At 34.6% G+C, this 16,049-nt stretch carries 13 protein-coding genes and 1 pseudogene; 13 read left to right on the top strand and 1 reads right to left on the bottom strand.

The window, feature by feature from the left end:
* The first annotated feature begins 16 nt into the window (after nt 1-16).
* From ACPLVE_RS01755 to ACPLVE_RS01695, 13 genes and pseudogenes are all read left to right on the top strand, one after another.
* A complete protein-coding gene (locus ACPLVE_RS01755) occupies nt 17-1,345 on the top strand; it encodes a phosphomannomutase/phosphoglucomutase (RefSeq protein ID WP_424609281.1) in 1,329 nt (442 codons plus the stop codon).
* 358 nt (nt 1,346-1,703) lie between these two features.
* Nucleotides 1,704-2,147: an MFS transporter gene (locus ACPLVE_RS01750; RefSeq protein ID WP_424609280.1), complete on the top strand. Its 444-nt coding sequence runs from the start codon at nt 1,704-1,706 to the stop codon at nt 2,145-2,147.
* Between the two features lie 74 nt (nt 2,148-2,221).
* Nucleotides 2,222-2,851, top strand: coding sequence for an MFS transporter (locus ACPLVE_RS01745; protein ID WP_424609278.1), 630 nt, complete (start codon nt 2,222-2,224; stop codon nt 2,849-2,851).
* Between the two features lie 87 nt (nt 2,852-2,938).
* Nucleotides 2,939-4,942 (top strand): transketolase, encoded by a 2,004-nt coding sequence (tkt, locus tag ACPLVE_RS01740; RefSeq protein WP_424609277.1) that lies wholly within the window; start codon nt 2,939-2,941, stop codon nt 4,940-4,942.
* A gap of 127 nt (nt 4,943-5,069) precedes the next feature.
* Nucleotides 5,070-7,818 (top strand): annotated as a pseudogene (locus ACPLVE_RS01735) (sigma 54-interacting transcriptional regulator).
* Nucleotides 7,819-8,006: 188 nt separating this feature from the next.
* Nucleotides 8,007-8,480, top strand: a complete 474-nt coding sequence (gene agaB / locus ACPLVE_RS01730) for a PTS galactosamine transporter subunit IIB (RefSeq protein ID WP_424609275.1) — start codon at nt 8,007-8,009, stop codon at nt 8,478-8,480.
* A 14-nt stretch (nt 8,481-8,494) separates the two neighbouring features.
* Nucleotides 8,495-9,292 (top strand): PTS galactosamine transporter subunit IIC, encoded by a 798-nt coding sequence (gene agaC, locus ACPLVE_RS01725; RefSeq protein ID WP_009609648.1) that lies wholly within the window; start codon nt 8,495-8,497, stop codon nt 9,290-9,292.
* Nucleotides 9,249-10,079: a PTS galactosamine transporter subunit IID gene (gene agaD / locus ACPLVE_RS01720; protein WP_009609630.1), complete on the top strand. Its 831-nt coding sequence runs from the start codon at nt 9,249-9,251 to the stop codon at nt 10,077-10,079. Before agaC ends, agaD begins: the two co-directional genes overlap by 44 nt.
* A gap of 1 nt (nt 10,080) precedes the next feature.
* Entirely contained in the window at nt 10,081-10,512 is a 432-nt protein-coding gene (locus tag ACPLVE_RS01715) for a PTS sugar transporter subunit IIA (protein ID WP_170270853.1), read from the top strand.
* A gap of 73 nt (nt 10,513-10,585) precedes the next feature.
* Complete coding sequence (gene fba, locus ACPLVE_RS01710) at nt 10,586-11,440, top strand: class II fructose-1,6-bisphosphate aldolase (protein ID WP_424609272.1); 855 nt, start codon at nt 10,586-10,588, stop codon at nt 11,438-11,440.
* Nucleotides 11,437-12,366, top strand: coding sequence for a 1-phosphofructokinase (pfkB, locus tag ACPLVE_RS01705; protein WP_424609270.1), 930 nt, complete (start codon nt 11,437-11,439; stop codon nt 12,364-12,366). Before fba ends, pfkB begins: the two co-directional genes overlap by 4 nt.
* A gap of 21 nt (nt 12,367-12,387) precedes the next feature.
* A complete protein-coding gene (locus tag ACPLVE_RS01700; RefSeq protein WP_424609268.1) occupies nt 12,388-13,551 on the top strand; it encodes an SIS domain-containing protein in 1,164 nt (387 codons plus the stop codon).
* 82 nt (nt 13,552-13,633) lie between these two features.
* Nucleotides 13,634-14,557 carry a Gfo/Idh/MocA family protein gene (locus ACPLVE_RS01695; RefSeq protein WP_424609266.1) on the top strand — a complete coding sequence of 308 codons (924 nt, stop codon included), beginning with the start codon at nt 13,634-13,636 and terminating at the stop codon, nt 14,555-14,557.
* A gap of 22 nt (nt 14,558-14,579) precedes the next feature.
* On the opposite strand, the gene ACPLVE_RS01690 is transcribed toward ACPLVE_RS01695, so the two are convergent.
* On the bottom strand, nt 14,580-15,920 hold the full coding sequence (locus tag ACPLVE_RS01690) for a PhoH family protein (RefSeq protein WP_424609265.1): 1,341 nt from the start codon (nt 15,918-15,920) through the stop codon (nt 14,580-14,582).
* Nucleotides 15,921-16,049: the final 129 nt, after the last annotated feature.

Raw genomic sequence — 16,049 nt, 5'->3', positions numbered from 1 at the left:
TAAGGAGTGAGATAAAGTGAGTATTTTTAAGGCCTGCGATATTAGAGGAATTTACGGGAAGGAATTAGATGAATTACAAGCTTTTGAAATTGGTAGAGCTTTCGGGACATTTATTGATGGGAAAAACACTGTGGTGGGTGGGGATGCAAGGATAAGTACGCCTTTACTTAAAGAAAAGGTGATAGAGGGTTTACTTTTAAGTGGGTGTGATGTAATTGATATAGGAACAGTGCCTACTCCTGCTTTTTACTTTGCAAAAAATTATTTTAATGTATATGGAGGAATAATGGTTACAGCTTCCCATAATCTTTCAGAGTATAATGGATTCAAAATAGCTTTTGGAGATTTGCCAGTCACAGAAGAAGATATTAAAAGAATAGAAATAATAATAAAAAATAAGGATTTTAAGCAAGGAAAAGGCAAATTGATATATAAGCCTGTTTTAGATAAATATGAAGATTATATACAAAGTTTTTTTACTTCTGTAAATAATAGTTTAAAAGTAGTAATAGACGGAGGAAATGGAATTGCAGGCCCTACAGCAGTAAATCTTTTCAGGAGATTAAATTACAAAATAGAAACGCTTTTTTGTGAACCTGATGGAACTTTTCCAAATAGAGAGCCTAATCCTGCTGTAGAGAAAAATTTAGAGCATTTAAAACGGAAAGTGGTTGAGGTTAATGCAAATTTTGGTGTTGCTTTTGATGGAGATGGTGACAGAGTGGCATTTGTAGATGAAAATGGCAAAGTTATACCAAGCGAGAAAATAATTATAATCTTTGCTAAATACTTATTCAAAAAATATGGTCCAGGTAAGATTATTTATGATTATAAATGTTCTACTATTGTAGAAAAGGAAATAAGAAAATTAGGTGGAGAGGCAGTCAGAGAGAAATCAGGACATGCCTTTATAAAGCGAAGTTTTTTACAGCAAAATGCAGTGATGGCTGGTGAAATTAGCGGGCATTATTTTTTCAGAGAATTAGGTGGGGACGACGGAATTTTTTCTGCATTATTAATGGGTGAGATAATTAATACTTTTGAGAAAAAATTATCCGAGTTGGCTGATGAAATACCGGATTACTATATTACTCCTGATATTAGAATAGTTTATCCCTACGATAAAGAAAAATTATTTGAAATGGTAAAAAAGGAGTTTTCAGAGTACAGTATTGATACTTTGGATGGGGTAAGGGTAATTTTTCCTAATGGCTGGGGATTAATAAGACTTTCAGTAACTGAACCAGTAATTACTATGAGATTTGAAGGTAATACTCCAGAGGATTTAATAAAAATAAAAGACTTGTTTAAAGAGAAAATTCCTACTCTTAAGGAATTATTGTAAGTAACGTAAAAATAAAAGAATTACGTTAAGGCATAGTTTTTGTGCTTATTATCTTGTTATTTTCTACAAAAAAGTGTACCAATTCTAAGGATAATAATTAAGTTGAAAGCGATTTCATTTTATAAATTTTTTAGTATAAAAATTAAAAAGACAGAAGTAGGTAAGGAAGTAAAAGATTTTAGGATAAGAGATATATTAAAATTATCACTTCAAAAAAGCTAATCCTTCTATATGTAGAATTGTATAGCTTTAGCTTTGATGCTTGAAATTACTGACTGAACTTTTATTTTAAATTTGTCTTTCCTCCTTTATTCCCGTATAATTAAATGAGGTAAGGGAATAGAGGAGGGTGTGTTTTTTGAGTGCAAATGTTTATACAATAGCAATAATATACCTTCTAATGACCCTCATAGGAATAATAGAAAATGTAAAGGGTCCTTTAATACTCGGGATTAAAGATTTTTACGGCGTTGACTATACAATGATGGGATTATTTTTATCTGTAGGTAGCTTCGGATTTATTTTAGCGACCTTCTTTGGTGGTTTTTTAGCCGATAAAATAGGGAGAAAAGCTGTACTTCTAATCGGATTGTTTCTTATAATATCTGGTCTTGTGGGTATTTCGATATCACCTAGTTTTTTTCTATTTCTCATTTTTGCTTTTATTATGAACTTGGGTATGGGTACGATAGAGATAGGGGTAAATGCAATTGCCGTTGTGGTCTTTATCATTAATCAAGCTCTCATGATGAATTTGCTTCACTTTTTTATGGAGTTGGAGCAATTATTTCACCCAATTTGACAGTTAAATTATTACACCTCAACTTTACTTGGCAATCAATATATTTAACTGTTGCTTTTTTATCTTTTGTAATTATGCTGTTTTCTTTATGGATAAAAATTGAAGAAAAAAGGCACATTACAAGGGAAAAAGTAAATTACCTGGAAATACTAAAGAACAGGCAAATATGGCTTTTTGCAGTGATGCTGGGCTTTTATGTTGCTTCAGAACTTGGGGTGGGGAACTGGTTTGTAACTTTTTTGAGTAAATGGTATGGTATGGGCAGAACTGAAAGTTCAGTGTATTTGTCAATATTTTTTGCAACTTTTACTTTTGGGAGGTTGTTTGGAGGGTTTTTAGTTGAAAAAATAGGATACAGAAAAAGCCTTGTACTTTTTTCAATGCTTGCTTCTACTCTAATATTTTTAGGGATAAGTTTCAAAAAATTAGCCGTGCTTATTTCTTTATCAGGTTTCTTTTACTCAATTATATTCCCCACAGTGATAGCAGTAATAATGAAAAGTTTTAGAAAATACACTACCCCTATAATAGGTATTACAATTACTACTGCCTCTACAATAAATATGATAGCCAATTTTTTGATTGGAAAATTGAATGACATTTATGGAGTTTTCGCAGGTTTTTCTGCTACACTAGTTTTTATGCTTATTGTATTTCTAATATCTTTAATTGTGTATAAAAGAGAAAAAAGAGTCGTTCCTTAGAGATGTTATTTACATTGTTTTTCAGTAGTTTTCGTGTATAATAATATTAAAGAAATAAAGCAATTAAACTTGTAAGGAGGAGAAAACATGGCAGAAAGAATCGAGCAGTTGGCTATAAATGCTATAAGAGTTTTATCTATTGATGCCATTGAAAAGGCAAAATCAGGCCATCCTGGGATGCCGATGGGAGCAGCTCCTATGGCGTATGTGCTTTGGACAGAGTTTATGAATCACAATCCTCTCAATTCTAAATGGTTCAACCGCGACAGGTTTGTCCTGTCAGCAGGACATGCTTCAATGCTTTTGTACGCGCTTTTGCACCTTTCAGGCTACAAAGTTTCCATGGAAGACATAAAGAATTTCCGCCAGTGGGGGTCAAAAACTCCGGGGCATCCAGAGCATGGTCTTACTGACGGAGTAGAGGCTACAACTGGTCCTTTAGGTCAGGGCCTTGGGATGGCAGTAGGAATGGCAATGGCTGAGCGCTTCCTTGCCAATAAGTATAACCGCGGTTCTTACAACATAATAGACCACTATACATATGTAATTGCAAGCGATGGAGACCTAATGGAAGGGATATCTCATGAAGCAGGTTCATTGGCAGGCCATTTAAAGCTTGGCAAACTGATTGTCCTTTACGATTCTAACGATGTAACCTTGGATGGAGACAGGCACTTATCCTTTACAGAAAGTGTTGCAGATAGGTTCAAAGCCTATGGATGGCAGGTTTTAAGAGTTGATGATGGCAATGACCTTGACGCTATAAGAAATGCTATAAGTGAAGCTAAGAAAAACACAGAACAGCCTACCTTAGTTGAAGTAAAGACCGTCTTGGGTTACGGGGCTCCCAATAAAGCAGGCAAATCTGATGCACACGGGGCTCCACTAGGTGAAGAGGAGGCTCGTTTGGCAAAAGAATATTATAAATGGGAGTATAAACCTTTCTTTATTCCAGAAGAAATATACGAGCATTACAGGGCTAAAGTTCTTGAGAGAGGTAAAAAGGCAGAAGAAGAGTGGAATAAACTGTTTGAGGCCTATAAAAAAGAATATCCTGAGTTAGCGAAAGAATTAGAAGATGCCATAAATGGAAACCTTCCAGAAGGCTGGGACAAAGACATGCCTTCTTATGATAAAGGGGCTTATGCGACGAGAGATGTATCTGGAGAGATGATAAATGCTTTAGCAAAAAATATCCCCTACTTCATAGGTGGCAGCGCAGACCTTGCAAGTTCTAACAAGACAGCTATAAAAGGAGAAAAGGCCTTTGGGCCTACCAGCAATTACACTGGAAGAAATATATGGTTTGGCGTAAGGGAGTTTGGAATGGCTACAGCTTTGAATGGGATGGCACTCCACGGAGGACTTAAAGTCTATGGCGGAACATTCCTAGTATTTAGCGACTATCTCCGCCCCGCTCTAAGGCTTTCGGCTTTAATGGGAGTACCTGTGACTTATGTATTTACACATGATTCAATTGCTGTAGGAGAAGATGGACCTACCCATCAGCCAGTAGAGCATCTTGCTTCTCTTCGCGCAATACCAAATGTGTCAGTTATAAGGCCAGCAGACGGGAATGAAACAAGAGCTGCATGGAAATTAGCAGTGCAATCTAAGAATAAGCCTACTGTTTTGATTTTGACAAGGCAAAAACTTCCAATCCTTCCCACAACAAAAGAAAGAGCTGAAGAAGGCGTGGCAAAAGGTGCTTATATAGTCTCAGATAGCGAAAAAGAAACACCGGATATCCTGCTTTTGGCTTCTGGTTCAGAAGTCTCTTTGGCAGTTGATGCGCAGAAGAAGCTGAAAGAAGAAGGAATAGATGCAAGAGTTATTAGCATGCCTTCATGGGATAGGTTTGAAGAACAAGACCAGGCTTATAAAGACCATATACTACCTTCCAGTGTTAAAAAGAGATTGGCAATTGAAGCGGCATCTCCTTTTGGGTGGGAACGCTATGTAGGAGATGAGGGCAAAGTGCTCGGGGTGAATACATTTGGTGCTTCTGCGCCAGGAGAGAAATTAATGGAGGAGTATGGATTTACAGTAGATAGGGTAGTGAAAGAGGTAAAAGAACTCCTCAAAAAGTAGTTTCATAGATTTGATTTTTCAAACTGCTCCTCTCTATATGCAGGGGCAGTTTTATTTTCTTCTAAAAATTTTTTGTTTTCTGTGGTATACTTTTTAATAAACATATACGAAAAAAGGGCGGTCCTCCTTGACAAATAAAGAGAAAGTCTTTAATTTGGTCAGAAAGTTATCGCAGAATGTGAATGTAAAGGAGAAAAAAGGAATAACTGCTCAGGAAGTGGCTCGAGAGTTGAAACTGAGAAGGAATGTGGCAAGTCACCTTTTAAATGAACTTCACAAGCAAGGTAAGTTAATAAAAATTAACACAAGGCCTGTGTATTTTGTGGATAAAGAAATTTACGAAAAAAGGGCAAAGGACTTTAAGGATACTACAAAAGATGTAAGCACTTCCTTGAAAGCTTCACCAGAAGATCCTTTCGTAAAGCTTGTAGGCTACAACGGCAGTTTAAAAGAGCAGGTAAAACTTTGCAAATCTGCTGCTTCTTATCCACCTAATGGGCTTCCTATTTTACTTATAGGCAATACAGGTGTTGGTAAAAGCTATATTGCTCAGCTCATTTATGAATATGCCAAATACATTGGCGTGATAGAAGAAAATGCTCCATATGTGATATTTAACTGTGCAGAATATGCCAATAATCCCGAACTTTTGTCAGCCAACCTTTTCGGCTATGTGAAAGGAGCATTTACAGGAGCAGATAAAGATAAACCAGGTCTTTTAGAAGAAGCCGATGGAGGTTATCTGTTCTTAGATGAAGTACACAGGTTACCTCCCGAGGGGCAGGAGAAACTGTTTCTCTTTATGGATAAAGGCATATTTAGAAGGCTTGGTGAGACAAACAATTGGAGGACAGCGAAAGTAAGGTTTATCTTTTGCTACAACAGAAGACCCTGAAAAAACTTTTACCAAAACTTTTTTGAGGCGAATACCTTTAATCGTTAACATACCCTCTTTTTATGAAAGGCCGTTGCATGAAAGATTACAACTTATATACAATTTTTACAAAAATGAGGCTAAAAATTTAGGGATGGATATTCTGATAAGTAAGCAAGTCTTGAATGTGCTTCTTAAGGCGAAGATTTCAGGCAATATTGGTAAACTCATAAATGTCATAAAATACAGCTGCGCTCAAGCTTACAGCCATATTGTAAAAAATAAAACAAACATTTTAAGAATTCACTTGTACGACTTGCCTAAAGAAATGCAAACAGACCTTGACATAGTAAAAAGTAATTTTCACTTCAATGGAATGCTAATTTCCTACAATAAAAAAGATGAAGATTTGATGTGGGAAAGAGATGATAACAGGGAAATCTATGAAGCATTGGGTAAAATGTTTGAGTTTTTTAAAAAATACCAGGCCAAAGAGATAACTTCTGAAGATTTTAAGAAGAACATCCTAATTTATTTGAATGAGCTTACAGATACCATAATTTTCAAGAATGACAACAATTATATAGACTCAATAGTTTTTAATGCCATTAAGAATGTAGTGGAAAACGTGCTTAATATAATACAGAATATGTATGGAATTAAATATTACGGCAATTCTGTCTTGGTTTTGTCTCATTTTATTAATTATCTTTTAAGTGACATGACTTACGAAAAGTATTCTGAAAATATAGATGCGATGTTGGAAATATTGAAAAATGTTTTTCCAAGAGAATTTATAATAGCAAATAAAATGTCAGACCTCATAGAAGTCAATTTGGATATAAAGCTAAGTAAGATCGCTTTGGCATATTTTACTCTGTATGTTAGGAGTTTAAACAAAACTGATACAGCAAACCTGATAAACTCCATAATAATCGCCCATGGGTATTCTACTGCCAGTAGCATTGCCAGTGTCGCTAACAGGCTTTTGGGACAGTTTGTTTTTGAAGCTTTTGATATGCCGATTGAGATGTCAACACAGGAAGTCATGGCAAGGGTTCAGGATTATCTAAAAAATATTGATACTTCAAGAGGAGTCATAATTCTTGTTGATATGGGTTCTTTAGAAGAGATATACAAATCTTTAACTGATATTGTTGAAGGTGACATAGCGATTATAAACAATATTACAACACAGCTGGCTTTAGATGTTGGGAACAGGATACTTCAAAATCAACCGTTGGAGCAGATTGTGACAGAGGCGATACAGAAAAACAGCAGCAGATATAAGTTTATAAAATCACAGAAGAACAGAGAAAATGCAATTTTGACAACCTGCGTGACTGGCATCGGAACGGCAGTAAAAATAAAAGACCTTTTAAAAGAGTGTTTTAAAGAAGAGGATATTGAAATCATCCCCTATGACTACAGCAGATTAAAGGGAAATGGTGTAAAAGATGAAATATTCAAAAATTATAACGTGAAGCTTATAATAGGCACAGCAGATCCCGGGATAAAAGAAGTACCTTATCTTTCCTTGGAAGATTTAATTGCTGGAAAAGGAGATGTATTGCTTAGCAAGATATTGAGAGGAATTGTAGATGACGAAACAGTACAACAAATAAACCAAAAAATAGTAAGATTATTTTCTTTGCAAAACGTGCTACACCATTTGACTATATTGAATCCAGATAAAATAATTGTGCAGGTAGAAAAGGCTATATCAGATTTGGAAAGATTTATAGGGGTAAGATTTTCTAATGATCTAAAGATAAGCCTATATATACATGTGAGTGTAATGATTGAAAGATTAGTAATGAAAGAACCCATAACTACTTACACTAATTTAGAAGAATTCGAACAGTGTCATAGACAGTTCATAGATTTTGTTAAATCTGCTTTTAGTGTCATAGAGGAAACTTACAAAGTGGAAATACCGACAGCGGAGATTGGGTTTATATATGATTTGATAGCTACTAAAATAAAAAATTTACCCTTTTAGAATGTATGTAAATTGCTATAGTAGAAAAAATATCTTCTGAAATATGTTTTATTAGCATTCCCAGATAAGCGGGAATGCTTTTTATAATATTAAATCATGAGTATTTACACTGGTTGGCATGATTTTTGCTAGTAGAAAACAGAATGAAAAAAGAATTTTATTAGTTTTATTAGGAAGGAGGTAGGTGTTTGTCAGTTCCTAATATTTTACTTACAAGGATAGATAACCGTTTGGTTCATGGTCAGGTAGGAGTAACATGGGTGAAGTCATTAGGGGCAAATTTAATTGTAGTCGTAGACGATGAAGTGGCTAATGACCCATTACAGCAGCAACTTATGAAAATGACAGCAGAGATGGCAGGAGTGGGCATTCGCTTTTTTACGGTAGAACATACTATCAATATAATTCATAAAGCTTCGCCTTCTCAAAAAATTTTTATAGTGTGCAAAACTCCGCAAGTTGTTAGAAAATTAGTAGATGGGGGAGTACCTATAAAAGAAGTGAATGTTGGTAACATGCATTTTTCACCAGGTAAAAGACAACTTAGTAAAAAAGTGTATGTAGATGAAAAAGACTTAGAGGATTTGCATTATATTAGTTCGAAAGGAGTGGAAGTGTATATACAAGATACTCCTGACGATAAAAAAGAATATTTACAATGAGGAGGTTTGATTGAATGCATAGCATCACATTGACGCAAGCTTTGCTTTTAACTTTAATGGCGATAATAGTAGGTGTGGATTTTTGGCTTGAAGCATTTTTCCTTTTTAGACCGATAATTGTGGGAACTTTAACAGGATTGATACTTGGTGACGTACACACAGGCTTAATTGCTGGTGGATTGACTGAATTAGCTTTTGCAGGATTGACACCTGCAGGAGGAACACAACCTCCCAATCCAATCTTGGCGGGATTAATGACAACGGTTATTGCTTTTACAACTGGGGTAGATCCTAAGACAGCACTAGGATTAGCATTGCCTTTTAGTTTTCTAATGCAATATATAATTTTATTCTATTATTCTACCTTTTCATTTTTCATGGCAAAAGCTGATAAATATGCAGAAGAAGCAAACATAAAAGGACTTGCAAAAATAAATATTTTAACTACTTCTATTGTTGCTCTAAGTTATGGAATAATTGTCTTTTTAAGTGTATATGTGGCACAGGATTTAATGAAAACAATCGTACAATCAATGCCAGCATGGTTGGCTCATGGTTTTGAAGTAGCAGGTGGAATGTTACCAGCAGTAGGGTTTGGTATGTTGCTTAGAGTAATGATGAGAGCAGAGTATACCCCATATTTTATCATTGGATTTTTTATAGCATCTTTCTTACCATTCTCAAATCTTTTACCAGTTGCAGTTATAGGGGCAGCGTTAGCACTTTATGAATATTTCAGAATGAAAGAGCAGCCCGTTGCTTTAAATAATGATGTGGCAACGAAAGGAGAGGATTACAGTGAAGGAATCTAAAAAAATACTAACAAAAAACGATATAACTAAACTGGCAATTCGCTCCTCACTTTTGCAAGCAAGCTTTAATTATGAAAGAATGCAAGCAGGGGGATTTACATTAGCGCAGTTGCCTTTTCTCAAAAAAATATATAAAGATGATAAAAAAGGCCTTTCAGATGCAATGAAAGATAATTTGGAATTTATAAATACTCATCCTAATTTGGCAGGTTTTCTTATGGGTTTGCTTTTATCTTTAGAAGAGAATCGGGAAGATAGAGGAGTAATCAGAGGATTAAAGGTGGCTTTATTTGGACCATTAGCAGGAATTGGTGATGCGGTATTTTGGTTTACTTTACTTCCCATAATGGTTGGTATCACAGCTTCTTTTGCCATGCAAGGCAGTTTAATAGGACCAATATTGTTTTTCACAGTGTATCTGGGAATTTGGCTGTTGCGTATTCCCTTAACTCACCTTGGATACAATTTAGGAGTAAATGCAATTGATCTTATAAAAGAGCAATCAAAAATATTTTCTAAAGCTGCTTCTATACTTGGAGTAACAGTAATAGGTGGATTAATAGCTACCTATGTCCACATTGAGGTATTAACCAAAATTCCAATCAACAAAGAACATGTTATTTCATTGCAAACAGAATTTTTTGACAAAATATTTCCAAATATTTTACCACTGGGATATACTTTACTGATGTTCTATCTTTTGAAGTATAAAAAAGTAAGTCCTGTAATATTGATTTTGATTACATTTTTGATGGCTATAATACTATCATACCTAGGGGTTTTGTAAAATGGAGAATATTATTCTGATCATAGGACATGGTAATTATGCGACAGGATTAAAAAGTTCTATTGAGCTTATAGCTGGTAAGCAAGAAGGAATTTATGCGATAGATTTTATAGAAAGTGATTCTGACATTAGTTTAAGATACAGAATAGGGAAAATTCTTAAGAAACATGTTGAATCTTCTGTATTAATAATTTGCGATATTGTAGGCGGTACTCCTTTCAAAGTAGCTGCCGAATTTGTAGTAGGTGATGCACGAAAAAAACTGGTAGCAGGCTGTAATTTAAGTGCTATATTGGAGGTTGCTCTACAAAAAAACCATTTAGCACTTGAAGACTTGGCTAAAATAGCGGTAAATACTACGAAAAATAGTGTAATGGCTTTTGAAGAGAACAGTAGTGTTACTGACCACATGTCAGAAGAAGATGGTATTTAATACATGTTTCTGCACCGGGCTTTCTAAAAGATAGGTGCCTGGTGCAGAGTAATTTTTTAGTGAGGTGACCAAAATGCCATTAGTAAACACGAAAAATATGCTTGAAGATGCTAAGAAAAACAAATATGCTGTAGGAGCCTTTAACGTGCACAACCTTGAAACCTTAAAAGCGGTTGTAAAAGGTGCATATGATATGAGATCACCTTTAATTTTACAGACAACGCCTGGGACAATAAAGCATGCAGGAGAAGACTATATAGCAGCAATGGCAAAAGTCGCATCAGAAAAATATAATATACCGATAGCGCTACATTTAGACCACGGGAATTCCTTTGAACTCGTTGTAAAATGCATAAGAGCAGGTTACACTTCAGTAATGATTGATGGGTCAATGCTTTCCTATGAAGAAAATGTAGAACTTACAAAAAAGGTTGTAGAAGTGGCGCATGCAGCAGGTGTAACCGTGGAAGCAGAACTTGGAAGTATAGTAGGCATTGAAGACGATATGTATATAAAAGAAGATAAAAGTGCATTTACAGATCCCAAAATGGCAGCGGATTTTGTAGAGAAGACAGGAGTTGACTCATTAGCTATAGCAATTGGCACAGCCCATGGGATGTATAAAGGGGAAGTAAAACTTGACTTTGAAAGGCTAAAAGAAATAGCGAACTTAGTAGACATTCCATTGGTACTTCATGGTGCGTCGGGAGTTCCTGATGAGTTAGTAAAAAAAGCTATAGCACTGGGTATATGCAAATTAAACATTGCTACAGAATTAAAAATTCCTTTTGCAAATGCAATAAAAGAAGTGTTTAGAAATAATCCAGACGAGAGCGATCCAAGAAAGTTCCTTGCACCTGCAGAAAGGGCGATAGAAGAGGTTGTAAAAGAAAAAATAAAACTTTTTGGCTGCGAGGGAAGGGTATGATACTGACAGTCACTTTAAATCCTTCAATTGATAAAAGTTACAGGATAGATAATTTTCAAATAGGGAAAATTTTTAGGCCACAAGAAGAAAATAGCGTAGCAGGCGGCAAGGGAATCAATGTAACAAAGGTTATAAAAATACTGGGAGAAGAGGTAACAGCAACGGGATTTTTAGGTGGTAAAGCTGGTGAATTTATAGAAGAAGAACTTAACAAAATGGGTGTAAGATGTGAATTCATCAAAATAGAAGGGGAGACACGCACTTGTATTGCTATTTTAGATCCAGTGCAGGGCACTCATACAGAAATTTTAGAAAAGGGTCCTTATGTAGAGCCGGAAAATATAGTTGAATTTTTAGAAAAATTTAGCATTATCTCAAAAAAGTACAATATAATAACGGCTTCAGGCAGTGCTGCCAGAGGTGTTTATGAAGACATATATGTAGAACTGGTGAACATTGCGAAAAGAAATGGGGCAAAATTGATTCTTGACACAAGTGGCAATTACCTTTCAAAGGCTTTAACTGCCAAGCCCTTTATGATCAAACCTAATAAAGAAGAGGCAGAAAAATTGCTTAGAAGAGAGTTAAAAACCATTGAAGAATTTAAAAAAGCAGCTGAAGAACTTAGAAATTTGGGCATAGAAGTTGTTTCAATCACTCTTGGATCGGAGGGTTCTATTATTGCCACAAATGAAGGTGTTTTCGAAATTACCCCTCCCAAAATTAAATTAGCAAGCCCTGTCGGTTCTGGTGATTCATATGTTGCAGGGATGGCTGTAGGAATAAAAAGAGGATTTAATATAGTTGAAGCAGCAATACTTGCCACAGCTTGTGGTGCATCAAATGCTATGCATTACAAGACAGGGTATGTTGTGCGTAGTGATGTTGAGCAATTAAGAAAAGAAGTAAAAGTAGAAAAACTTTAAAAAATAAAGGAGGAGTTCGAAGTGATACTGGGTTACAGTGAAGAGCGGTTAAAAGAAAAAGGTGGATATTTCACTGCAAAAGAAATAAATCAGCAGCCAGAAGTATGGAAAAAACTTTTTGATATTTTGGCAAATCAGAAGAAAGAAATCATTGAATTTTTAAATCCAATATTTCAGCTAAAGGATTTGAAGATTATACTAACTGGTGCGGGAACATCTGCATATGTTGGCTATAGCAGTGAAGGCTATCTAAGGAGAATGCTTGGACTAGACGTAGAAGCAATTGATACTACAGATATTGTTGCATCACCAGAGAACTTTTTCTTTAAAGAAAGACCAACTCTTTTAATTTCCCATGCAAGGTCTGGCGATAGTCCAGAAAGTTTAGCCACAATAGAGTTAGCAGAAAAGATTATAAAAGATGTTTACTTCCTAAACATCACCTGCAATAAAGATGGCAAAATGGCAAAAAGCACAATTGACAAGAAAAATTGTTTAAACATATTTATGCCTGAAGAAGCAAATGATGAAGGTTTTGCAATGACAAGTAGTTTCACATGTATGCTTTTAACAGATTTAATGCTACCACACATAGAACAAATTGAGAGCAAAAAAGACCTCTTTGAAAAATTAGCAAAAGAAGCAGAAAGAATAATAGAAAAAGATGCGGCGAAAATAGAAGAAATATCAAAAAATGACTATGACAGATTGGTATATTTGGGCAGTGGTAACTTAAAGGGATGTGCTGCAGAAGCTGCACTGAAATCTTTAGAATTATCAAGAGGAGAGGTCAATACTAACTTTAATACCCCTTTAGGATTTAGACATGGTCCCAAATCTGTTATAAATGATAAAACACTCTTAGGATTTTTTGTATCAAATAATCCTTATACACAAAAATATGATTTAGATCTCATAAAAGAAATAGCAAATGAGCCGGGCCAAAGAAAATTAATGGCTTTTATGCCGGAAGATTTACAAATAGATGGAATAGATTATATATTCAAATTGGGACAAGATTTTACCAATGTAGAAGAAGCTTTTTTAACGCCTTTGTACATTATTTATGCACAAATGCTAGCTTTTTATAAATCTTTGAATTTAGGAATAACACCTGACAATCCAAACCCTGAGGGAAGAGTAAATAGAGTTGTTAAAGGTGTAATAATTTATGAATACCTGTAATGAAATTTATTAATTTAAAAATTTTAGAGAAACTTTTGTAATTTTATCATAAATGTTATAATCTTAATTGAGGTGTTCGATGATGCAGAAATTAAAAGCTGTTATCATAGGGCCGGGAAATATTTTTAATAAAGCCTATTTGCCTTTTATATTTACATTAGAAGAGTTAGATATAATAGGAATAGTAGGAAGGAACGAGGAAAAAATAAAAAAATATAAAGAAAAATACGGTGTTAATGTCTATGTGAATTTGGAGGATGCAATAAAACTAAAGCCCGATTGTGCTTTTGTTCATACGGCAACTATTAGCCACTATGAAATAGTAAAAATGCTTTTAGAGAATAAAATTAATGTCTATTTGGACAAACCCATTACAGATGATTTAGAGAAAACAAAGGAACTCATAAACCTTGCTAAGAAGAATTCACTAATATTTACCATAGGATTTAACAGAAGGCATGCACCACTTTATCAAAAAGCTTTTGGGTTTTTTAAAGGAACTACACCAGAGCTTTGCTTAATGGAGAAACATAGGGATAATGACATAAGAGACGATATAAAATATACGCTATATGATGATTTTATTCATATTGCAGATACTTTGTATTATATAGTAAGAAAGGAAGGCGAGTTAGATATACATGTCTTAAAAGAAAATGATGCTTTAAAATCTATAATGGTTACATTAAAAGGGAAAAACTTTACAGCGATAGGTTTGATGCACAGAAATACAGGGAAAGATTACGAAAGGCTGGAAATGCATGGCCATAACAAAAGTGCTGTTGTAGAAGATATGGAGCTGTTAAAAACAATGGAAAAAGGATGCGTAGAGGTTCATACTTTTGGAAGTTGGGATAGTACGTCTTACAAAAAAGGTTTTATAAATGTTGTAAAAAGCTTTATAGGGAATGTATTGAGTGATAATAAAAACTTGGTTAATGAAGAATTGGATTATGCTTTAAAGGCTCATGAAATTGTGGAAGAGATATACAAAAAGGCGTTATAAAATCAGGGCAGATGCCCTGATTTTATAATAGTTTTGCTGCTAGTTCAGCTACTTCCGAGCGTTCGCCTTTGATTAAAGTTACATGTCCAGATAATTTTGATTCTTTGAATTTTTCTACTGTCTGTGTGAGGCCATTGCTGGTTGCATCAAGATAGGGATTGTCAATTTGTTCAGGGTCGCCCAATAATACTATTTTACTTCCTTCACCAACACGGGAGATGATTGTTTTTATTTCGTGGCGGGTGAGATTCTGAGCCTCGTCTATTATTATAAACTGTTTTGGTATGCTTCTTCCTCTTATATAAGTCAATGCTTCGATTTCTATATTTTTTATGCCAGCAATTACATCTTCAATATTTGTATCTATTTTTCTATTTCTAAAAATATATTCGAAATTGTCATATATGGGCTTCATCCATGGTTTTAATTTTTCTTCTTTGTCACCAGGTAGATAACCTATGTCGTTTCCCATGGGAACTATCGGGCGGGCTATTAGAAGTTTATTATATATTTTTTCATCCAAAACCTTGAAAAGACCACAGGCAAGGGCGAGAAGAGTTTTGCCTGTTCCTGCTTTTCCTGTAAGGGTAACGACAGGTATATTGTCATTTAACAGTAAATCTACTGCCATTCTCTGTTGTACATTTCTAGGAGATACATCCCATATGGATTCTGGAGAATAAAGGTGTTCAAAAGAGTCTGTCTCTTTGTTGTATCTGGCTACGGCAGATTTGCTACTTCCAAAAGAATCCTTGAGTATTACAAATTGGTTAGGATAGATATCAATAATTTCTCTTAACTCTGGAATAAGGCTTCTGATTAAGCGCTTTTCAGTGTAGAACAAATCTATTGTAGAAGGATGAACGTAAGTTGTTATAAAACCAGTGTAAAGGTCGTTGTAGTTTTTAATTTTGTCGGAAAGGTAATCTTGAGAAGGAACTCCTAAGGCATCTGCTTTTACGCGCATTATTACATCTTTTGAGACAAGAATTACAGGCGTGGGATTTTCCTTTTTTTGTTCTTCATGGAACAAATTTAAGGTCACTGCCAAAATGCGATTATCATTAGTTATTTCAATAAAATGTTCTTTTACAGTTTCGTTTGCAATATGATTTAATTCAATTTTTATTAATCCTCCATTTTCCAAAGGAACTCCCTCATTTAACTTTCCTTTCTCTCTCAATTTGTCAAAAATTCTTCCCACTAACCTTGCATTTCTTCCTACCTCATTCTGAAAGTTTTTCATTCGGTCTATTTCTTCAATTACAACTGCAGGTATGATAACTTCATTATCATCAAAGTTATATAAAGACATGGGGTCATGTAAAAGTACATTTGTATCAAGAATATATTTTTTCCTCAATAGATTACCTCCTCCTTAAATTTATCCCCTCATAAAAATTGTATCACAATTTCGAAAAATATGTGTTAACTTTGTGTAAAAAATTTTATTTTTATACTTGACAAAGAATAAATTTTGTTCTATTATATA

This window comes from Caldanaerobacter sp. (assembly GCF_049701115.1).
Lineage (GTDB): Bacteria > Bacillota > Thermoanaerobacteria > Thermoanaerobacterales > Thermoanaerobacteraceae > Thermoanaerobacter.
The sequence above is the reverse complement of the archived record's forward strand: the minus strand, read 5'-3'. Positions and strand labels throughout refer to the sequence as shown.

Bases quoted from the DNA above. Each gene is read 5' to 3' on its own strand.
- ACPLVE_RS01745 (WP_424609278.1), top strand. From the start codon at position 2,222: ATGCTGTTTTCTTTATGGATAAAAATTGAAGAAAAAAGGCACATTACA.
- tkt (WP_424609277.1), top strand. From the start codon at position 2,939: ATGGCAGAAAGAATCGAGCAGTTGGCTATAAATGCTATAAGAGTTTTA.
- agaC (WP_009609648.1), top strand. From the start codon at position 8,495: ATGCATAGCATCACATTGACGCAAGCTTTGCTTTTAACTTTAATGGCG.
- agaD (WP_009609630.1), top strand. From the start codon at position 9,249: ATGATGTGGCAACGAAAGGAGAGGATTACAGTGAAGGAATCTAAAAAA.
- ACPLVE_RS01715 (WP_170270853.1), top strand. From the start codon at position 10,081: ATGGAGAATATTATTCTGATCATAGGACATGGTAATTATGCGACAGGA.
- fba (WP_424609272.1), top strand. From the start codon at position 10,586: ATGCCATTAGTAAACACGAAAAATATGCTTGAAGATGCTAAGAAAAAC.
- pfkB (WP_424609270.1), top strand. From the start codon at position 11,437: ATGATACTGACAGTCACTTTAAATCCTTCAATTGATAAAAGTTACAGG.
- ACPLVE_RS01695 (WP_424609266.1), top strand. From the start codon at position 13,634: ATGCAGAAATTAAAAGCTGTTATCATAGGGCCGGGAAATATTTTTAAT.